This window comes from Prevotella sp. P2-180 (assembly GCF_002251435.1).
Lineage (GTDB): Bacteria > Bacteroidota > Bacteroidia > Bacteroidales > Bacteroidaceae > Prevotella.
The window spans coordinates 1-20,656 of sequence record NZ_NPJI01000073.1; the positions used below are offsets into that span (position 1 = coordinate 1).

At 46.6% G+C, this 20,656-nt stretch carries 19 protein-coding genes and 2 pseudogenes; 16 read left to right on the plus strand and 5 right to left on the minus strand.

Annotation, left to right across the window (positions count from 1 at the left end; all coding sequences use genetic code 11):
* Window positions 1–272, plus strand: a pseudogene (locus tag CIK98_RS18190) (hypothetical protein); the annotation flags it as partial.
* Here the strand turns inward: CIK98_RS18190 and CIK98_RS10395 are convergent.
* From CIK98_RS10395 to CIK98_RS10405, 3 genes are read right to left on the minus strand one after another with little or no spacing between them, the layout of a single operon-like run.
* Window positions 238–417, minus strand: a complete 180-nt coding sequence (locus CIK98_RS10395) for a tyrosine-type recombinase/integrase (RefSeq protein ID WP_253249698.1) — start codon at window positions 415–417, stop codon at window positions 238–240. The pseudogene CIK98_RS18190 and the gene CIK98_RS10395 sit on opposite strands and share 35 nt — an antisense overlap.
* Before the next feature lie 4 nt (window positions 418–421).
* Window positions 422–1,594 carry a MalY/PatB family protein gene (locus CIK98_RS10400; protein WP_094384172.1) on the minus strand — a complete coding sequence of 391 codons (1,173 nt, stop codon included), beginning with the start codon at window positions 1,592–1,594 and terminating at the stop codon, window positions 422–424.
* A gap of 60 nt (window positions 1,595–1,654) precedes the next feature.
* Entirely contained in the window at window positions 1,655–2,830 is a 1,176-nt protein-coding gene (locus CIK98_RS10405; protein WP_094384173.1) for a PLP-dependent aspartate aminotransferase family protein, read from the minus strand.
* Window positions 2,831–2,935: 105 nt separating this feature from the next.
* Between CIK98_RS10405 and CIK98_RS18730 the strand changes: the two are divergent.
* Window positions 2,936–3,112, plus strand: a pseudogene (locus tag CIK98_RS18730) (ThiF family adenylyltransferase); the annotation flags it as partial.
* A gap of 260 nt (window positions 3,113–3,372) precedes the next feature.
* On the opposite strand, the gene CIK98_RS10415 reads toward CIK98_RS18730, so the two are convergent.
* Window positions 3,373–4,149 carry a radical SAM protein gene (locus CIK98_RS10415; protein ID WP_094384174.1) on the minus strand — a complete coding sequence of 259 codons (777 nt, stop codon included), beginning with the start codon at window positions 4,147–4,149 and terminating at the stop codon, window positions 3,373–3,375.
* A 174-nt stretch (window positions 4,150–4,323) separates the two neighbouring features.
* Here CIK98_RS10415 and CIK98_RS10420 point away from each other — a divergent pair, with 174 nt between their 5' ends.
* The 9 genes from CIK98_RS10420 to CIK98_RS10460 all read left to right on the plus strand — a co-directional run bounded on the left by CIK98_RS10420 (window position 4,324) and on the right by CIK98_RS10460 (window position 11,671).
* The gene (locus tag CIK98_RS10420; RefSeq protein WP_094384230.1) at window positions 4,324–5,202 is read left to right on the plus strand and encodes an ABC transporter permease; all 879 of its coding nucleotides are present in this window, start codon (window positions 4,324–4,326) and stop codon (window positions 5,200–5,202) included.
* A gap of 16 nt (window positions 5,203–5,218) precedes the next feature.
* On the plus strand, window positions 5,219–5,440 hold the full coding sequence (locus tag CIK98_RS10425; RefSeq protein ID WP_094384175.1) for a DUF3098 domain-containing protein: 222 nt from the start codon (window positions 5,219–5,221) through the stop codon (window positions 5,438–5,440).
* A 1-nt stretch (window position 5,441) separates the two neighbouring features.
* On the plus strand, window positions 5,442–6,233 hold the full coding sequence (locus tag CIK98_RS10430) for an undecaprenyl-diphosphate phosphatase (protein WP_094384176.1): 792 nt from the start codon (window positions 5,442–5,444) through the stop codon (window positions 6,231–6,233).
* A 27-nt stretch (window positions 6,234–6,260) separates the two neighbouring features.
* On the plus strand, window positions 6,261–6,998 hold the full coding sequence (gene truB / locus CIK98_RS10435) for a tRNA pseudouridine(55) synthase TruB (RefSeq protein ID WP_094384177.1): 738 nt from the start codon (window positions 6,261–6,263) through the stop codon (window positions 6,996–6,998).
* Complete coding sequence (gene queA / locus CIK98_RS10440) at window positions 6,995–8,185, plus strand: tRNA preQ1(34) S-adenosylmethionine ribosyltransferase-isomerase QueA (RefSeq protein WP_094384178.1); 1,191 nt, start codon at window positions 6,995–6,997, stop codon at window positions 8,183–8,185. The genes truB and queA overlap by 4 nt, the downstream gene beginning before the upstream one ends.
* Complete coding sequence (folK, locus tag CIK98_RS10445; protein ID WP_253249699.1) at window positions 8,185–8,598, plus strand: 2-amino-4-hydroxy-6-hydroxymethyldihydropteridine diphosphokinase; 414 nt, start codon at window positions 8,185–8,187, stop codon at window positions 8,596–8,598. The genes queA and folK overlap by 1 nt, the downstream gene beginning before the upstream one ends.
* A 123-nt stretch (window positions 8,599–8,721) precedes the next feature.
* On the plus strand, window positions 8,722–8,991 hold the full coding sequence (gene rpsO / locus CIK98_RS10450) for a 30S ribosomal protein S15 (protein ID WP_094384180.1): 270 nt from the start codon (window positions 8,722–8,724) through the stop codon (window positions 8,989–8,991).
* 77 nt (window positions 8,992–9,068) lie between these two features.
* Window positions 9,069–10,871 (plus strand): translational GTPase TypA, encoded by a 1,803-nt coding sequence (gene typA / locus CIK98_RS10455; RefSeq protein ID WP_094384181.1) that lies wholly within the window; start codon window positions 9,069–9,071, stop codon window positions 10,869–10,871.
* A gap of 23 nt (window positions 10,872–10,894) precedes the next feature.
* Window positions 10,895–11,671, plus strand: coding sequence for a porin family protein (locus tag CIK98_RS10460; RefSeq protein WP_094384182.1), 777 nt, complete (start codon window positions 10,895–10,897; stop codon window positions 11,669–11,671).
* A gap of 17 nt (window positions 11,672–11,688) precedes the next feature.
* On the opposite strand, the gene CIK98_RS10465 is transcribed toward CIK98_RS10460, so the two are convergent.
* Window positions 11,689–12,387 carry a 5'-methylthioadenosine/adenosylhomocysteine nucleosidase gene (locus CIK98_RS10465; protein WP_094384183.1) on the minus strand — a complete coding sequence of 233 codons (699 nt, stop codon included), beginning with the start codon at window positions 12,385–12,387 and terminating at the stop codon, window positions 11,689–11,691.
* Window positions 12,388–12,538: 151 nt separating this feature from the next.
* On the opposite strand from CIK98_RS10465, the gene CIK98_RS10470 reads away from it, so the two are divergent.
* The 5 genes from CIK98_RS10470 to CIK98_RS10490 all read left to right on the plus strand — a co-directional run bounded on the left by CIK98_RS10470 (window position 12,539) and on the right by CIK98_RS10490 (window position 20,327).
* A complete protein-coding gene (locus tag CIK98_RS10470) occupies window positions 12,539–15,022 on the plus strand; it encodes a YfhO family protein (RefSeq protein ID WP_094384184.1) in 2,484 nt (827 codons plus the stop codon).
* A 157-nt stretch (window positions 15,023–15,179) separates the two neighbouring features.
* Window positions 15,180–17,744 (plus strand): adenosylcobalamin-dependent ribonucleoside-diphosphate reductase, encoded by a 2,565-nt coding sequence (locus CIK98_RS10475; RefSeq protein WP_094384185.1) that lies wholly within the window; start codon window positions 15,180–15,182, stop codon window positions 17,742–17,744.
* Window positions 17,737–18,144 (plus strand): dihydroneopterin aldolase, encoded by a 408-nt coding sequence (gene folB / locus CIK98_RS10480; protein WP_094384186.1) that lies wholly within the window; start codon window positions 17,737–17,739, stop codon window positions 18,142–18,144. Before CIK98_RS10475 ends, folB begins: the two co-directional genes overlap by 8 nt.
* 37 nt (window positions 18,145–18,181) lie before the next feature.
* Window positions 18,182–19,396, plus strand: a complete 1,215-nt coding sequence (locus tag CIK98_RS10485; protein ID WP_094384187.1) for an N-acetylmuramoyl-L-alanine amidase — start codon at window positions 18,182–18,184, stop codon at window positions 19,394–19,396.
* Window positions 19,397–19,421: 25 nt separating this feature from the next.
* Window positions 19,422–20,327, plus strand: a complete 906-nt coding sequence (locus CIK98_RS10490) for an MlaD family protein (protein ID WP_094384188.1) — start codon at window positions 19,422–19,424, stop codon at window positions 20,325–20,327.
* Window positions 20,328–20,656: the final 329 nt, after the last annotated feature.

Below are 20,656 nucleotides of genomic sequence, written 5' to 3' on the forward strand. Positions count from 1 at the left end.
TATTCGACCGTCTGTTTCAGGTGGCTGAGATAGCCAAGTTCACTCCAGTCGAACTGAAGGAATACGAGGACAGCCTCAAGACCTATCGCGACCTCAAGAACTCGCTTGACACGGCGGAGGAGAAAGGAGAAGCTAAAGGAGAGGCTAAAGAAAAGAAAGCCACTATCCGTAGGTTGTTGGCTTCCGGCGCATCTGTGGATATTATTGCTGTAGCAACAGGTCTTACTCAGGACGAAGTTAAACCCCTAATTGAAGAGATAACAAAAGAATGATATCCGTCGAGGTCACGCTGCCATGACCCAGCATTTCCTTCACAGCGGAGATGTCGGCTCCTGCCGTGATGGCGAGGGTGGCTGTTGTATGGCGGCTGCTGTGATAGGTGATATGCCATTTCTTTACGTTGTCATTCAATTTCATTTGCTTACGAAAGTTGAACTGCCTTACTGAGCCTTTCGAGCGCATCTTGCAGTATGGCACGAGGGGTGGCGATGTTGAGTCGCATGAAGCCTTCGCCGCCTTTGCCGAACATCTCGCCGTCGTTAAGGGCGAGGCGGGCTTTATTCACAAACAGGTCGTTGAGCAGGCTGTGGTTGAGACCGAGGTCGCGGCAGTCGAGCCAAACAAGGAATGAAGCCTGTGGCCGCCACGGTTTTATTTTCGGCAGATGCTTTGCGCAGTAGTCGATGACGAAGTCGATGTTACCCTCTATATAGGCGAGCATCTCCTTGCGCCATGCCTCGCCTTCGGGTGTGAACGCCGCCATGGTGGCAATGGGCGAGAAGATGGTAGGCTCATTGAGTTCGTTTGCCTCAAGCCAAGAATAGAATAGGTGGCGGGTTTCGTCGTTTGGAATGATGGAGTAGGAGCTAACGATGCCTGCAATGTTGAACGTCTTCGACGGAGCGCCGAAGGTGATGCTGCACTGTGCCGCTTCCTCGCTGACGGAGGCAAATGGCGTGTGACGGTTGCCGAAGATAGCCATGTCGCAATGTATCTCGTCGCTTATGACGATGATGCCACGTTGGTGGCAGATGTGTGCAAGGCGTTGCAGCGTCTGCTTGTCCCAGCAGATGCCTGCGGGGTTGTGGGGATTAGAGAGAATGAGCATGCGGCATTTCTCGTCGGCTATCTGTTCCAACTGGTCGAAATCCATGGTGTATGTGCCGTCAATCTCTTTCAGCGGGTTGTAGACCACTTCGCGGCGGTTGCCGAGCGGTGTGAGGCGGAAGGGATGATAGACCGGCGGCTGGATGATGACCTTCTCGTCAGGCTTTACGAAGACGTTGATAGCCATTCCAATACCTTTTACTATGCCAGGGATGAATGTCATCCACTCTTCTTTCACGTTCCATGCGTGGTGGTCGGCAATCCATCCAGCCACCTGCTGCCAATAGCCCTTTGGCATCATGGTATAGCCGAAGAGAGAGTGGTCGAGGCGTCGGCGCAGTGCGTCGGTTATAAACTGTGGAGTCTCGAAATCCATGTCGGCAACCCATAACGGCAAAAGGTTAGCATCGCCGTATCGCTCCTGCAGCACGCCGTGTTTGAGGTCGTCGCTGCCAGTGCGGTCTATTATTTTGTCGAAATTGTACATAAAGAATTAAAAATTAATGTTTCGAATGGGGATATTTTGGGGGAGTTATGACTTCCCAGATTAACCCTCCACACTCCTTACGATATCCTCAATAATATCCTCTGCATCCTCCAGCCCTATGGAGAGTCGTATGGTAGTGTCGAGCACGTCCATTTTCTGTCTTTGCCGAGGGGTGAAGTTGCCGAAGATGGTGCTGGCGGGATGAATGGCGAGCGTCTTGTTGTCGAAGAGGTTTGTGGCGCGTCTCACTACTTGCAGGCGGTTGATGAAGTCGAAGCAAGCCTCCTGGCTATCCAGGTCGATGGTGAGCATGGCACCCGATGTTTTGCCAAACTGTCGGCGTGAGAGTTCGTAGAACGGGTTGTCTTCCAGTCCGATGTAGTTGACCCTTTTAATTTGTTCAACATCTTTTAAGGCTTGTGCCACCCGTAGAGCGTTGTCAGCCTGCACCCGATAGCGTGCGTCGAGCGTCTCGAGTCCGAGATTCTGCATATAGGCCACGTGAGGAGTCATATAAGCCCCGAGGTTCATGAGAAGTTCCTTTCTCATGCGGTCGGTGAAGTTAGGAGTCGTTCCGTAGTCGATAACGAGCCCGCCTATTGATGTAGCCCCTCCGGAGAGATATTTTGTAGACGACACCACCTCGATGTCGACGCCTAAGCTATGGGCGTCGAACTGTGTGAAAGGAATCATAGTAGTGTCAGCCACGAGAGGTATTCCCTTTTTATGGGCAATCTCAGCCAGGGCAGCTATGTCCGCCACCTCCATTTGAGGGTTGGTAATGATTTCCATGAAAATGCATGCGGTGTCATTGTCTATGGCATTCTCCACCTCCTTCAGGTTAGTGAGGTCGGTCAAATGAGGCTTTACTCCAAACCTCATCATAGTGCCAGCTATGAGGGAGTAGGTGTTGCCAAAGAGGTGTCGTGAGGTGACGATGTTTTTCCCGGCAGCAGTGAGGCATATCAGGGTGTTGCTGATGGCCGCCATGCCAGAGCTTACTGCTATTACCCCATGAGCGTTGCACATGGCCTTTACTTTATTTTCGAAATATGTAACGGTAGGGTTGGTCACTCTAGAGTAGTCGGGGGCGTCAGTCTTTCCGCAAAAGGCATCAGCCATTTCAGTGGCGTTGTCGAACTCGTATGCCGCAGTGTGATATACGGGCATGGCAAGCGAGCCGTAAGCGTCTTTGGTTTGGAAGCGACTATGAATTGCCTGTGTTTGTTTCTTCATTTATGTTTCTATTATCTTTTGTTTGTTGTATTTTTGTGCAAAATTACTGCAAAGGTTTTAATTATCCAAATTATTACCCTGATTATTTACACATTATTATATAATATAAGGTTTGAAATACCATATTTGTGGTATGTAAAGTATGATATACTTTTGAAAGACGTGGGTGTTGAGGGGCAGGAGAAAATACGCCAAGGTAAAGTTCTCATAATCGGCGCAGGTGGTCTTGGCGCTCCTGTCGCCCTCTATCTCGCTGCAGCCGGAGTGGGTACCATAGGTATATCCCCATCGTAACTGAGAAGCTATGATGGGGTTTTGTGTTTAAAATCATTAAATAATGTAGGTTATATGGAAAAAAATCCAATAAAATTTGGAGGTTTATAGAAAAACCATTACCTTTGCACTCGATTTTATATGATTAATTTTTCAACATAGGATAATGTATGTTTTGGCCAGTTGAACGCCCAAACTGTCGTGAGACACTTTGTAGCTTGTCAACTGGCTTTTTTTGTGTCCTTACGTCAAGTCCTCATTTCTCTTTTTTAGTATGATGCGGTGCATGGAATGCCAGCTGCCGTAACCTTGTCGCGAATGGAGTCGAGCTCTTCGTGGGTGGCTTTGAGAAGACCGTGGGCGGGAGTCTCGCGGTCGATGGTGTATACCATCACTTCCATTGGCTTTATTCTCTTCACGGCTTCGAGCCATGGAGCGACATATAGGTCGCCGGTGTTGTCGACATTAAAGCCGTTGATGTCTCCTTTCATAAACATAGTCTGGATGATGACATGTCCGTTAAAGGCTTTCAGGTGTTCTATCACCTCTTCCACATTGTAGTGGCCTGTAGGTCTGTCCACCTTATTTATATATATAGGGTCGATGGTGTCGAGCTTGAGAATATTGTTGTCCACTCTCATAAGTGCGTTGTGTACGCTTTTTCTTCCGCAGAAAGTGGCGTTGCTGAGCACCGACACCTTGGCATCCGGACAATATTTGTTTCTGAGCCGTATGGTATCGTCTATGATTTCAGCAAAGTGAGGGTGGGATGTAGGTTCGCCATTGCCGGCAAAGGTGAGCACGTCGGGATGAACATCGTCGTTGTGCATTTCCACGAGTTTTTTTTCCAATGCAGTAGCCACTTCCTCCCTAGTAGGCATCTTTTGTTTTGGCCTGTGATCGGCATTAAAACCGCATTCGCAGTATATGCAGTCGAAAGAACACACTTTTCCATCGGCAGGCAGAAGGTTTATGCCCAGTGAGATGCCAAGACGCCTGCTGTGTATCGGACCGAATATAGGTGAAGGATAAATAACAGTACTCATTCTAATTATCGATTTATTATTGTTGAACATAAAAAAACAAGCTACATTTCCGATGTAGCCTCTAATTTTTTTGCAAAGGTAACAAAAAAAACATAAATTGTTTTGCAATATCTTTTTTTTCCATTAACTTTGCACGGATTTTTAATAAATTAGGTGTATTACATCATAAAACGAATGGCAAAAAGACGTAAAATAGCTCACAGACGACATGGCATGCAGGTGTTGACGCTCTGCATCAGTACAACCATGGTGCTCGTACTTTTAGGCTTGGTGGTGTTCTCTGTGCTTCTTGCGCGTAATCTCTCAGAATACGTAAAAGAAAACCTTACTGTCACAGTGATGTTACGCGATAACATTACAGACAAGGATGCACGTAAGCTATGCACCACCTTGCGCAAGCGTCCTTACTCGCGCAACATCGACTATATCAGCAAGGAACAAGCTCAAAAGGAACAATCGGAGGCCATGGGCTCAGACCCGTCGGAGTTTCTTGGGTTTAACCCCTTTACTGCCACGCTTGAAGTGCGTCTGAAGGCCGACTACGTAAACCGCGACTCTCTTGGAAGGATAGGAAAGGAACTGAAAAAGATACCAATGGTGAGCGATGTGGCATACCAGGAAGACCTGATGAACAAGGTGAACAGTAATATACAGAAGATAAACATCATACTGCTTGTGCTCGCTGTATTGCTCTCGTGTGTGTCGTTCTCGCTGATTAACAATACCGTAAGGCTGAGCATATACTCACGGCGCTTCAGCATCCACACGATGAAACTCGTAGGAGCGTCATGGGGCTTCATAAGGCGCCCGTTTGTCCGCAACATGATGGTGGTGGGACTGATAGCCGCCATGATGGCATGTGGAGCTTTGGGAGGAGGAGTGTATTGGCTTGCTACGTTTGAACCAGGAGTGATGAACGTGATAACCTGGATTGACCTTGCTGTCGTAGGTGCGTCGGTGGTGTTCTTCGGATTGGTAATCACAGCCTTATGCTCCTATTTCTCCGTCAACCGCTACCTGAAGATGACCGCGGGGGAGCTATATAAAATATAAAACTCAAAATAATATAATGGATAAGAAAAATTTTGCTTTTGACCGTATGAACTACATATTGCTTGCCATTGGCATGGCAATAGTAATTCTGGGCTTTATTCTCATGAGTGGTTCTGGCTCTACAGAATCGTCCTATGACCCAGACATCTTCAGTGCAAGAAGAATAAAACTCGCACCTGTCGTCTGCCTCGTGGGGTTTGTGTCGATGATTTATGCGGTAATAAGAAAACCAAAATAATATGGATTGGATAGAAGCGTTAATATTGGGATTGGTCCAGGGACTTACAGAGTATCTGCCTGTAAGTAGCAGCGGACACCTCGCCATCGGGTCGTACCTCTTTGGCATAGAAGGAGAAGAAAACCTCGCCTTTACCGTGGCTGTGCATGTTGCCACAGTCTTGAGCACTCTCGTAATACTTTGGAAGGAAATAGACTGGATTTTCAGAGGGCTTTTCAAATGCGAAATGAATGCCGAGACAAAATATGTGTTGAACATCGTGGTTTCCATGATACCTGTTGGCATCGTAGGTGTGTTCTTTAAGGATTATGTTGAAGAAGTGTTCGGTTCGGGATTGGTGATTGTGGGATGTATGTTGCTCCTCACAGCCGCTCTTCTAACATTCTCCTATATAGCCAAACCACGGAAAAAGGAGAATATCAGTCTTCGTGACGCATTCATCATCGGACTTGCCCAAGCATGTGCCGTAATGCCCGGACTATCGCGCTCGGGAAGCACAATAGCCACAGGACTGTTGCTGGGAAATAAAAAGGAATCGTTGGCACAGTTCTCGTTCCTCATGGTCATTCCGCCCATATTGGGTGAAGCACTGCTCGACGTAGTGAAGGGACTCAAGGGCGAGGAGGCCTTTGGAGGCATTGACATGATGCCGCTGGCAATAGGATTCATTGCCGCCTTCGTATCGGGTTGCATAGCATGTAAATGGATGATTAATATCGTGAAGAAAGGAAAACTCATCTATTTCGGCATCTATTGCGCCATAGCTGGTGTGCTAACCTTGATACTCAGTTAAACAACAGTACATTTTTTGTAATATAGGATGAACTTCGTAGAAGGAGAAATTTTATATCTAAACAAACCATATCGCATGTCGAGCTTCGGGGCATTGGCACGCGTGCGCTACCTCATATCACAAAAAGTAGGGGTGAAAAGAGTGAAAACAGGACATGCCGGCACACTCGACCCATTGGCCACCGGAGTGCTGATATTATGCACAGGCCGCAAGACAAAGGAGATAGAGCGGCTGCAATATCACACCAAGGAATATACAGCCACACTGCAGCTGGGAGCCACTACTGCAAGCTATGACATGGAGCATGAGGTGAACGCAACATTCCCCACGGAGCATATCACAAGGGAACTGATAGAGCAGACCCTTCCTCGATTCATCGGAGAAATCCAACAGGTGCCGCCAGCTTACTCGGCATGCAAGGTGGACGGACACAGAGCCTACAAGCTAATGAGAAAAGGGGCTGAAGTGGAACTAAAGCCGAAGACACTGCAGATAGACCACCTGGAAATGACTTCCTTCGATCCAGAGACAATGCAGATGAGCATTAGGGTGGTTTGCGGAAAAGGAACTTACATAAGGGCCCTGGCGCGCGACATAGGAGAGGCACTTGGCAGTGGGGCGTATCTTACAGCATTGTGTAGGACAAGGCTGGGAGATGTCAGAATAGAAGACTGCATAACACTCGACGATTTTCCACAATGGCTAGAACAACAAGACATAGAAACAGCCGTTAAACTTGATAACAAAAATTACAAATCTATATGAAACTGTCACAATTCAAATTCAGACTGCCTGAAAGCCAAGTCGCTTTAGAACCTCCTTGCATTGAGTTTAAGGACGACGATGACAACGTGGTGGAAAAAATATACCACCGCGACGAGTGCCGATTGATGGTCATACATCGGAAAAGCCAGAAAATTGACTTATACAAGGTGGACAGTGATGGAGATGAAATCATTGAAAAGGTAAGAGACGAGCGTGGAAAGGTGGTTGACGAGCATCCTGTGTATATGACTTTCCGTGACGTGGTAAACTATTTCGACGAAGGAGACGTATTCGTGTTTAACGATACAAAGGTGTTTCCAGCACGACTTTACGGAACGAAAGAAAAAACAGATGCAAAGATTGAGGTCTTCCTGCTTCGTGAACTTAACGAAGAACAGAGACTTTGGGACGTGCTCGTGGAACCGGCAAGAAAGATAAGAATAGGCAATAAGCTATTTTTCGAGGACGACGGACCTATGGTGGCCGAAGTAATAGACAATACAACAAGCCGTGGACGAACCTTGCGCTTCCTCTACGACTGTCCTCATGACGAGTTTAAGGCAGAACTGTTCGGACTGGGAGAGGCTCCACTGCCAAGATACATCATAGACAGACGCGAGGCTACTGCCGACGACATGGAGAACTTCCAGACCATATACGCTAAAAACGAAGGGGCTGTAACAGCACCCACTTCAGGACTGCATTTCAGTCGTGAGGTGATGAAAATAATGGAAATAAGAGGCATCCATAAGGCTTTCATTACTGCACATTGCGGCCTTGGCAGCTTTGAACCCATTGAAGTTGAAGACCTTACAAAGCACAAGATGAATTCGGAACAGATCGTCATCGGGCGTGAGGCTTGCGATATCGTAAACAATGCCAAGGCTGAAGGCCACAGGGTGTGTGTGGTGGGAATAACAACGGCAAGAGCTACAGAGACAGCTGTGAGCACAGACGGACAACTGAAGGAATATGAGGGATGGACAAACAAATTCATATTCCCGCCTTATGACTATGGCTTGGCAAACAGCATGATAGTAAACTTCTATCACCCAGAGTCGACTATGCTCATGGCAACAGCTGCCTTCGGAGGCTACGACCTCGTGATGGAAGCTTATCACACCGCCTTGAAGCATGGGTTCAAGTTCGGATGCTATGGCGACGCAATGCTTATTCTCGACGACTGATGCAACACACGCTATATCTCGGACTGGGGTCAAACCTCGGCGACAAACAACAGAACATTGCAATGGCAGTGGAAAAAATTGAAGAGCTGATTGGACACGTGGAGTGCCAGTCGGCTCTCCACATAACAGAACCATGGGGATTCCAGTCAGACAACATGTTTGTTAATGCTGCAGTGAAATGTGTCACCATATTGTCGCCACACGAAGTGCTGGAAAAAACAAAGGACATAGAACGGCAGATGGGAAGGACAACAAAGTCGGTTGACGGAACTTATAAAGACCGCATCATCGACATCGATATACTTCTCTACGACGATATGGAAATCAACGATCCCGACCTTGTCATCCCACATCCACTGATGCACCAACGCGACTTTGTGATGAAGCCATTAAACGAGATAATCGATAAATAATGTTAAAATGACAGGGTGAAAATAAAAATGTTTGCATATCATTCTTAAATATTCATTTTTCTTTGTACCTTTGCACCCGCATTTGCAAAAAGTATATATCATAATCATTAATTAATTAAATCTATGTATTTAGATCAGGCAAAAAAACAAGAGATCTTTGGACAGTACGGAAAGTCTAACACTGATACTGGTTCTGCTGAGAGCCAGATAGCATTGTTCTCATACCGTATTTCCCACTTGACGGAACATCTTAAGAAGAACCGTAAAGATTATACTACAGCAAGAGCTCTTACACAGCTGGTAGGTAAGCGTCGTGCGCTTCTGAACTACCTCTACGACCGTGATGTTACACGCTATCGTGCAATTGTTAAGGCTCTTGGCCTCCGCAAGTAAGAGGAAGCCGAAAAAAACAGTAATCCCGCAGACCATTCGGCTTGCGGGATTATTATTAATTGCAAGTCAGAAGAAAAATGAAAGATATCAGAAATATAGCAATTATTGCCCACGTCGACCACGGAAAGACAACCCTTGTCGACAAAATGATGTTGGCGGGCAATCTGTTTCGCGAGGGACAGGACCTAAGCGGACAAGTATTGGATAGCAACGATTTGGAACGTGAACGCGGTATCACAATCCTCTCAAAAAATGTTTCAATCAACTGGAAAGGAACAAAGATTAATATTATTGACACTCCAGGACACAGCGATTTCGGAGGTGAAGTGGAACGTGTGCTCAACATGGCTGATGGATGCCTGCTGCTCGTTGACGCATTCGAGGGACCTATGCCACAGACGCGCTTCGTGCTGCAGAAAGCATTACAGATAGGACTGAAGCCTATCGTGGTGGTGAACAAGGTGGACAAGCCTAACTGCAGGCCTGAGGAAGTGTACGAAATGGTGTTCGACCTGATGTTCTCACTCAATGCCACAGAAGACCAACTTGACTTCCCGGTGGTTTACGGGTCGGCGAAAAACGGATGGATGGGTGAAGACTATAGCACTCCTACCACCGACATAACATATCTTCTCGACAAAATAGTGGAGGTAATACCTGCTCCGAGAGTCATAGAAGGCTCGCCGCAGATGCTCATCACTTCTCTCGACTATTCGAGCTATACAGGAAGAATAGCTGTGGGACGCGTACACAGGGGCGTGTTGAAAGAAGGCATGAACATAAGCATCTCACACAGGGATGGAAAGATAGAGAAGACAAAAATCAAGGAACTACATACCTTCGAGGGCATGGGACACAAAAAGACCGACGAGGTGCAGAGCGGAGACATCTGCGCCATTATCGGACTTGAGAAATTTGAAATCGGAGACACCATCTGTGACTTTGAAAACCCAGAGCCATTGCCTCCTATTGCCATCGACGAGCCAACCATGTCGATGCTCTTCACTATCAACGACTCTCCTTTCTTTGGAAAAGAAGGAAAGTTTGTCACTTCAAGACATATCAACGACAGACTTCAGAAAGAACTGGAGAAGAATCTCGCGCTGAGGGTGTCGCAGTTTGAAGACTCTACCGACAAGTGGGTCGTTAGCGGACGTGGTGTGCTTCACCTCTCTGTGCTTATAGAGACCATGAGGCGTGAAGGCTACGAACTTCAGGTAGGACAGCCGCAGGTAATATACAAGGAACTCAACGGGACGAAATGTGAACCTATCGAGGAACTTACCATAAACGTGCCTGAGGAGTTTGCGTCGAAAATGATTGACATGGTAACAAGACGAAAGGGAGAGATGACTTCCATGGAGTCGCAGGCCGACCGTGTGAATATTGAATTTGACGTGCCTTCAAGAGGCATCATCGGTTTGAGAACCAATGTGCTCACAGCATCACAGGGAGAAGCCATCATGGCCCACAGGTTTAAGGAATACCAGCCTTATAAGGGCGACATCACACGCCGTGTGGCAGGCTCGATGATTGCTCTTGAGACAGGCACATCATACGCCTACGCCATCGACAAGCTGCAAGACCGCGGCAAGTTCTTTATTGAACCTGGCGAGGAAGTGTATATGGGTGAGGTAGTGGGAGAACATGTTCACGACAACGACCTCGTCATAAATGTGTGCAAGGCAAAGCAGCTCACCAACACACGTGCCAGCGGTTCTGACGACAAGGCTCGCATTGTGCCACGAACAGTGCTCTCGCTCGAAGAAGCCCTTGAGTATATCAAGGAGGACGAACTGGTGGAAGTGACGCCGAAGAGCATGCGTATGAGAAAAATCATACTCGACCATAACGAGCGCAAGAAGGCTGGAAAGAACTGATATTTGAATATAACACTAAGAATATGAAGCTACGTACAATTATCACTGCCGTTACGGCTTTCATCTCCCTTGGCACGCTAGCACAGGGAGAACAGGGACAGTTGTCACTGATTCCCAGGGTGGGCTTCTCGCTCACCAAGTTGTCAAACGATTATTTTGAGATCGGAGGCTCTCAGAGAATCGAGAAAGTGAGCCAGCGTCTGAAACCGGCTTTAGAGGCTGGAGTCGACCTGGAATATATGGCTACTGACTTCCTTGGCGTAACTGTAGGTGCAAAGTATTCGCTTCAAGGTTCGAAGTTCAAGGACTTTCATATCAATGTCAATCCTGAAGCCAGTGGCGACGAGATGAGATTTGTCAATTTCTCACGTGTGGCTACAGACCTTCACTATCTTCAGGTGCCGCTGATGTTACATCTTTATGTGTTCAAGGGGCTCTCTATTGACGCAGGCGTTCAGTTCGGACATCTCCTTTCAGCAAAGGAGTCGTTCAACTATGTAATCGGCGACCTTGACACAAAGACCAATAAGGTGTTGAAATATTACCGATACACTGAAAGTGGTGTCGTGGCTCTTGAGGATGGTGAAGACCGGTATCTCGAACATCGCGAGACAGCCACCGACACATACAAGCGTGCAGACGTAAGCATTCCATTAGGCCTGTCGTATGAGTCAGACGATGTTATCCTCTCATTGCGGTATAACATGGGTCTTAACAATATATCAAAGGAAGTGGAGAAGATGCGTAACAACGTCATAACATTCTCTGTCGGATATCGCATTCCGCTGTTAGGCAATTAAGAAGTTCTGTAAAAGGCTTACAGAACTTCCAGGAATTTCTTTGTGGTATTGAATGAATTATCGGCAATGGTGTCCCAAAAATTATGATATTGGGATGCCTTGCTGTCTTTTAGGGGTATGTCGCTGATGACACGGAAGGAAATGAAGTCAACACCGAAAGAGTAGCAAGTCTGCGCTATGGCAGCCGATTCCATGTCAACTGCCACGGCTTCTGGGAAAAGAGCAATTATTTCACGCATCTTTTCCTTTGAGTCGACAAACCAGTCGCCTGTGACAAACAGTCCTGCATGTATTTTCGGCCAACCGTCTCCAGCCAACCTCAATGCCTTTTCCACCAAGTCTTTTGGCGAGGTGTATCTTGCAGGCATGCCCTGAACTTGTCCGTAGACAGTCTTTCCGATGGCTTCCCCACAATAGACGTCGTGGTATGATATCTCCGTGCTTACCACCATGTCCTGCACTTCCATCGAGGTTTGTCCGCCTCCGGCACATCCAGTGGAAATAATCAGTTCCGGCTTGTATCGTCTGATCATTTCAGTTGTGCCTATAGCAGCGTTCACTTTCCCTATGCCGCATTGGTGCATGAAAATGGAGTTGTGGCCCATCTCTCCTATAGTGAACGACCTTCCGTTTTCTGTCTCAGTCTTTCTGTTGTCAAGAAGTTCGCTGATGCGTCTGAACTCCTTGTCCATCGCAATAATAATGCCTATTTTCATATCTAAATATCAGTTTTTCGTACAAAGGTAATATATTAATCTGATAAAAACACATTTTTTATAATAAAACTTCAACAAGCATTCCTATTTTCTCGTTTTTTCTTAGTAACTTTGCCGCCAAAAGAAAAGAAACGAAAAAATATATAAACAGATGAATTCACTGAAGAGATATCTGCCAGACCTTTTGGTGGTGGTGGTTTTTGCATTGTTGGCTTTCGCCTATTTCTTCCCTGCCGACAGCGAGGGACGTATTCTTTATCGCCATGACTCAGCTGCAGGAAAGGGCATGGGACAGGAAATGTCGGAATATCGACAGCGTACAGGTGAGACTACACGTTGGACCAATGCCCTGTTTGGAGGAATGCCGACATATCAGATGGCTCCTGCATACGACAGCGGAAAAGTGCTTGACCAGGTTGCCAACGCCTATCACCTTTGGCTGCCCGACTATGTGTGGTATCTATTTGCCTATCTGCTTGGCTTCTATATCTTGTTGAGAGCTTTTGACTTCAAGCAGCATTTGGCAGCTTTGGGCTCGCTGCTTTGGGCTTTCAGCACTTATTTCCTCATAATCATCGCCGCCGGACATTACTGGAAGGTAATGGCATTGGCATATCTGCCTCCTATGATTGCCGGTGTGGTATTGGCCTATAGAGGAAAATATCTCCTGGGATTTGTAGTAACTGCCATTTTTGCAGCTCTTGAGGTGCAGGCCAACCATGTGCAGATGACGTATTATTATCTTTTCGTCATCTTCTTCATGATTATTGCATATCTCGTGGAGGCATTGCGACAGAAACGTCTTGCTCATTTTGCCAAGGCCACGGCAGTGTGTGCCGTAGGAGCCATTATCGGCATTTGCATCAACCTCTCAAACCTATACCACACGTGGGAGTACAGCAAAGAGTCGATGAGAGGAAAAAGCGAACTGGTGAAGAAAAATGCCGCCAACCAAACTAACAGCGGTCTAGACAGAGACTATATAACACAGTGGAGCTATGGTATCGATGAAACATGGACATTGCTCATCCCTAATGCCAAGGGAGGGGCTTCGGTGCCTTTGTCGATGAACGAAACGGCTATGGAGCATGCTGACAACAACTATCTGCCTATTTATCAGCAATTAGGACAGTACTGGGGTGAACAACCTGGTACGAGTGGTCCTGTGTATGTCGGCGCTTTCGTCATGTTCCTCTTTATTCTTTCGCTCTTCATTGTGAAGGGACCGCTGAAGTGGGCTCTGCTGGCTGCCACAGTGCTGTCGGTGCTGTTGTCGTGGGGACGCAATTTCATGCCCTTCACCAATTTCTTCCTCGACTATGTCCCAATGTATTCGAAGTTTAGGACTGTGGCATCCATACTGGTCATTGCAGAATTCACCATTCCACTATTGGCAATGCTTGCCCTAAAACAAATAGTGGACGACAGACAGTTGCTTACTAATAAAATAAAATATGTGTACGTGAGCCTTGCCCTCACCGCTGGACCATGTCTGCTGTTTATGTTGTGTCCTGGCGTTTTTGACTATGTGTCGTCGTCAGAACTTCATGCAATGAGCCAGATACCAGCCGACCAGCTTCAGCCCTTGCTCCATAATCTCACAGAGATGCGCGAGGCAATGTTCACGGCAGATTGCAGACGTTCACTGGTCATCATCTTAGGATGTGTGATGCTCCTGTTCCTGTACAAGGCAGGAAAACTAAAGGTCGTGCCAATGGTGGCTGTACTTGCTGTAGTGTGTCTTGTTGACCTGTGGGCAGTTAACAAACGCTATCTTAACGACTCAATGTTTGTTGAGAAGATACAACGCGACATGCCGATAGAAAAGACATCAACGGAAGACCAGATACTACACGACAAATCCCTCAACTTCCGTGTGCTCAATCTCGCCACCAACACATTCAACGAGAACGAGACCTCTTACTATCTCAAAAGCATAGGTGGCTATCATCCTGCAAAGCTGCGCAGATATCAGGAGATGATAGATGAGTATATATCACCTGAGATGCAGAAACTCTATCCTGCCATAGCAGAGGCTCAGGGCGACATGACCAAAGTGCCGGGAGACAGCATCTTCCCTGTGCTTAACATGCTCAACACCAAGTATTTCATACTCCCTCTTGAGAGCGGGCAGACTGTTCCCGTACATAATCCATACGCCTTTGGTAATGCATGGGTGGTGGATCGTGTGACCTATGTGGACAATGCAAACGGAGAAATCGGCCAAGTGGGTAAGATAGACCTAAGACATGAGGCCGTGGCAGACAAACGCTTCAAGGAAATATTGGGCGAAAGCATTGAGCAGCAAGGAGAAAGCGTGGTGACCATAAAAAACTATGAGCCCAACCAATTGAAATATGACGTCGTGACACAGAAAGGCGGAGTGGTGGTGTTTGCGGAAAACTACTATCCGGGATGGACTGCCACAGTAGACGGACAACCAGTGGAAGTGGGACGCGTAGACTATATACTGCGTGCCATAAAAGTTGCTCCAGGCAAACATGAGATAGTGCTGTCGTTCTTCCCGACCACAGTCGACGTGACAGAGCGCATAGCCTATGCCTCATACGCCATTCTGCTCGCCGTAGTGCTCCTTTTGGCCTATCTTGGATGGCGAAGGAGAAAGGCTGCTTAAAGTCTCTTTTTTTGAAAACTATAAAACAGTTTGACTATCATTAAGTTATTCGTTTGGGAAAACTTTTTGCAAAAATAATGGCGGAAAGTTTTCCCAAATTTATTTTTTTATATCAGAAATTATATGTAACTTTGCGCCCACAAACTTATAACATTAAATGGAAACTAATAAAACCTTTAGCCACGAAGAAGCATTGCAGGCTTCTTTGGATTATTTCAATGGAGATGAATTGGCGGCAAGAGTGTGGGTCAACAAGTATGCGATGAAAGATAGCTACGGCAATATCTATGAGAAATCGCCGGTTGACATGCACTGGCGTATTGCCAATGAGATTGCGCGTATTGAAAAAAAGTATCCTAACCCGATGACTGCCGAGCAGATTTTCGAACTGCTCGACCACTTCAGGTATATTGTGCCTGCCGGTAGTCCTATGACAGGTATTGGCAACAATTTCCAGATTGCCTCGCTCAGCAATTGCTTCGTTATCGGACTCGACGGCGATGCTGACTCATACGGCGCAATCATGCGTATCGACGAGGAACAGGTGCAGCTCATGAAGCGTCGCGGTGGAGTAGGGCATGACCTTTCGCATATCAGACCGAAAGGATCGCCGGTAAACAATTCCGCACTTACATCTACAGGACTCGTGCCTTTTATGGAGAGATACAGCAACTCTACACGAGAGGTGGCACAAGACGGACGACGTGGTGCCCTTATGCTCTCGGTAAGCATCAAGCATCCGGATTCTGAGGCTTTCATCGATGCAAAAATGACTGAGGGAAAGGTTACTGGCGCTAATGTGTCGGTGAAAATTGACGATGAGTTCATGAAGGCAGCCATCGAGGGACGCCCTTATCACCAGACCTTCCCTATCTATAGTGAAAACCCTGAGTGGGACAAGGAAATATCGGCACGTGAACTATGGGAGAAGATTGTTCACAATGCTTGGAAAAGCGCAGAGCCTGGCGTGCTGTTCTGGGATACAATACTAAAGGAGAGCATTCCAGACTGCTATGCCGACCTTGGATTCCGCACCGTGTCTACAAATCCTTGCGGTGAGATTCCTTTGTGTCCATACGATTCCTGCCGCCTGCTTTCCATCAACCTCTATTCATACGTGGTAAAACCATTCACCAAGGATGCCTACTTCGATTACGACCTGTTTAAGAAGCATGTCGCAGCTGCTCAACGTATTATGGACGATATCGTCGACCTTGAGCTTGAGAAGATTGAGCTGATAATGGAAAAAATCGAACGTGACCCTCAGACCTGCGAAGTGAAGGGTGCTGAAAGACATCTATGGGAGAAAATACAGAAAAAGAGCGGTATGGGACGTCGTACTGGTGTTGGCATCACTGCTGAAGGCGACATGATTGCCGCAATGGGACTCCGCTATGGCTCTCAGGAGGCTACCGACTTCTCTGTAAATGTACACAAGACGCTTGCCCTGAACGCTTATCGTTCGTCGGTGAACATGGCAAAGGAGCGTGGAGCGTTTGAAATATTCGATGCAAACAGGGAAAAGGACAATCCTTTCATCAACAGGATAAAGGAGGCTGATCCGGAACTCTACGAGGATATGGTGAAGTATGGACGCCGTAACATAGCTTGCCTTACTATCGCTCCTACAGGTACAACATCGCTTATGACACAAACCACCAGTGGTATAGAGCCTGTGTTCATGCCTGTATACAAACGTCGCCGTAAAGTAAATCCTAACGATGAGGCTGTGCATGTGGACTATGTAGACGAAGTGGGCGACTCTTTCGAAGAGTACATCGTTTACCATAACAAGTTCCTGAAATGGATGGAAGTTAATGGTATCGACTCCACAAAACGATATTCACAGGAAGAGATTGACTCTCTTGTGGCACGCTCACCTTATTATAAAGCTACAGCCAATGACGTTGACTGGCTCATGAAAGTCAAGATGCAGGGTGCTATACAGAAGTGGGTCGACCATTCCATCAGCGTCACGGTGAACCTGCCAAATGATGTCGACGAGGCTCTTGTAAACAAACTCTATGTTGAGGCATGGCGCTCCGGATGTAAGGGTTGCACTATCTATCGTGATGGCAGCCGCAGCGGAGTCATGATTGCAGTGTCGAAAAAAGACAAGAAAGACGACAAGAAGGAAGAAAAGACAGACAGACGCCCATGTAGTCCTCCAGAGGTGACAGAAGTAAGACCACAGGTCCTTGACTGCGATGTGGTGCGTTTCCAGAACAACAAGGAGAAGTGGGTGGCATTCGTCGGCCTTCTTAATGGCTATCCTTATGAAATCTTCACTGGTCTGCAGGACGACGAGGAAGGCATTGTGCTTCCCAAAACAGTTATCAAGGGAAAGATAATCAAGCAGACCGACGAGACAGGAAAGAGCCGCTACGACTTCCAGTTTGAAAACAAACGCGGCTACAAGACCACAGTCGAGGGCCTCTCTGAGAAGTTCAATCCCGAATACTGGAACTATGCAAAGCTCATCAGTGGTGTGCTTCGATACAGAATGCCTATCGACCATGTCATAAAGCTCGTCTCTTCCCTGCAACTCAAGAGCGAAAGCATCAACACATGGAAGAATGGTGTTGAAAGGGCTTTGAAAAAATACATTACAGACGGAACTGAGGCAAAGGGACAGAAATGCCCTCAGTGTGGACAGGAAACATTGGTTTATCAGGAAGGCTGTTTAATATGTAAGAATTGTGGAGCCAGCAGATGTGGATAGAATAGAACATTTCATATACTTACGCGACGTCCGTTTCCACGCCTGCCATGGGGTAATGCCCCAAGAGCAGGCGGTAGGGGCGGATTTCGTCGTTTCTGTAAAACTGGGTGTTGATTTCTCAAAGGCAGCAGAGACTGACTCAGTGGACGACACAGTGTCCTACGCCGATGTCTATGAGTTGCTGAAGGAAGAAATGAACAAGACCTCAAAGCTCTTGGAACATGTGGCGGGGAGAATGGTGAAAACCATAAGGCAACGCTTTCCGCAGGTCTTCTCCATATCTCTGCAACTCACAAAAATCAACCCTCCAATGGGGGCTGATTGTGCTGGTGCAGGGGTTGAGGTATGTTGGAGTTCCTTAAATAATGATAAAACTCAGGCTGAAAATTCAGTTTTTTAAAATTTAATTGGTATTTTTGCAAGCAAAAACAATGAATATGGGCAGAAAGATAGTCATTCTTCTGTTTTCGATGTTTGTGGTGAGGCTTGCCATGGCAGATGGCAACCGCAACTTCACTCTCGTCATCGACGCAGGACATGGCGGCCACGACGCAGGTGCCTTGGGCGCTATGTCTAAGGAGAAAAACATTAATCTCAATGTGGCATTGGCATTTGGCAGATATGTTGAGACAAATTGTCCTGATGTAAAGGTGGTTTATACAAGGAAGACCGATGTGTTTGTCACACTACACGAAAGGGCCAACATTGCCAACAGAAACAAGGCTGACTTGTTTGTATCCATACATACCAACGCCTTGCCAAAAGGAAAACAGGCTCGCGGGTTGGAAACTTACACCCTTGGTATGAACAGGGCTGAGGAAAACTTCGACGTGGCTAAGCGTGAGAATGCGGTAATCCTATATGAAAAAGACTACAAGCAGAGATACGAAGGCTTCGACCCAAACTCATCGGAGAGTTATATCATGTTTGAATTCCTACAGGACAAAAACATGGCTCAAAGCGTCGAACTGGCTAAAATGGTACAGAAGAGAACCTGTGCCTCTGCCGACAGGGCAAACAAGGGAGTGAGACAAGCAGGATTCCTCGTGCTGCGCGAAACGTCAATGCCAAGCTGTCTCATAGAGTTGGGATTCATCACTACGTTCTCGGAAGAGCAGTACCTGAATACAAAACAGGGAGTCGATGCATTGGGATATGGTATCTACCAGGCTTTCGTCGACTATCGAAACAAGTTTGACAAGAGCATCACCGTGCCGTTCCGTATAGGAGAAAGAATGATAGAACCTCAACAGTCGCCGCAGGAATTGGTGAAGGATAATACAGAGCAAATGCCTAAGCAACAGGACGACGAGACAAATGGGAAAGAGGAACAAAAGGAATCTCCTGCCGACACAAGGCAGAATGATGGCGCCCCCGTATTCAAAATACAGTTTCTTACCGCTACAGGTAAGATACGTAATGGGGACAAACGTCTTAAGGGTATTGAAGACTACGACTATTATGTTGATGGCAAGACATATAAGTATACTGTGGGATGCTCAGAGAATTATAATGAGATATACCGCTTGAGAAAGACTATACTCGACAAGTTCCCCCAAGCATTCATAATAGCCTTCAAAAATGGCGAAAGGACTGATGTGGTGGAAGCCATAAGGGAGTACAAAAGGAATAAAAGTAATAATGGGAAGTAATAAAGTGAAACTAAAATAATATAAGATGAAACGCATATCAAAAGAAGTTCAGATAGCTCTCGTGGCTATTGTCGGAATAGTGGTACTGTATGCTGGATTGCAGTTCCTGAGAGGACTTAGTCTCTATTCCAACGACGACACTTATTACGTCTCGTTCAAGGATATCAGCGGACTGGCGCCTGCATGTGCAGTTTATGCCAACGGATATAAGATAGGAGTGGTGAAAGATATCGAGTTCGGTTATGGTGCCGACAATAAGGATATCGTTGCTGTGCTTGGCATAGACAACAGGATGAACATTCCATCAGGATCTAAGGCCGAGATAGAGAGCGACATGCTCGGAAATGTGAAACTCAACATCGTGCTCGCACCCTTTTCCGGTGAAAAACTTTCTCCAGGCGACACCATAAAGGGAAACCAAGAGGCTGGTCTGATGGGAAAGGTGGGACAAATGCTGCCTGCCGTAGAGAAGATACTGCCCAAACTCGACTCTATATTGGCAAACCTGAATGCTCTCACTGCCGACCCCGCACTTGCCAATTCATTACACAATGTAGACAAGATCACGTCCGACCTTACAGTCACCACACGACAGCTCAACACGCTTATGACAAACGTCAACAAGCGACTGCCGTCGATGATGGACAAGGCCGACGCTACACTCGACAATACAAAGACACTCACTGCGGATCTCAGCCAGATAGACCTGCAGGCCACAATGGCAAAGGTAAATGCCACACTCGACAATGTTCATGAACTCACAGAATCGCTAAACAACAAAGAAGGAACCATCGGACTGCTAATGAGAGATCCAAACCTGTATTGGAATCTTTCAAACACCATGAGGGATGCCGACTCGCTGCTTATCGACCTGAAGTCTCATCCTAAACGTTACGTACACTTCTCGCTGTTCGGCAAAAAGGATAAATAATCGCAAATCATGGCTTAATTTAAATTTCATATAAATAATATCAGCACTATTCTGTCCTTGTCAATACAGGGTTGAAAGTGCTGATAACTTTATAGTTCCAACCTGCAGTCACATTATTTAACATTGTTTAGAGAAACATGCTGTGCGAATTATAACTTTCATTAAATCAAGGTATTAGACTTTCGCAATACCCTCGCTCAGATGACGCTTTACAAAAAATACCTATAACACCAAAGATTAGCGAGTTACGTAATAAGGATTACAATCGGCATAAAAAGCCACATTTGGTCAATTCAAAAAAAAGTGCGAAATTTGCACCCGGAATTCGG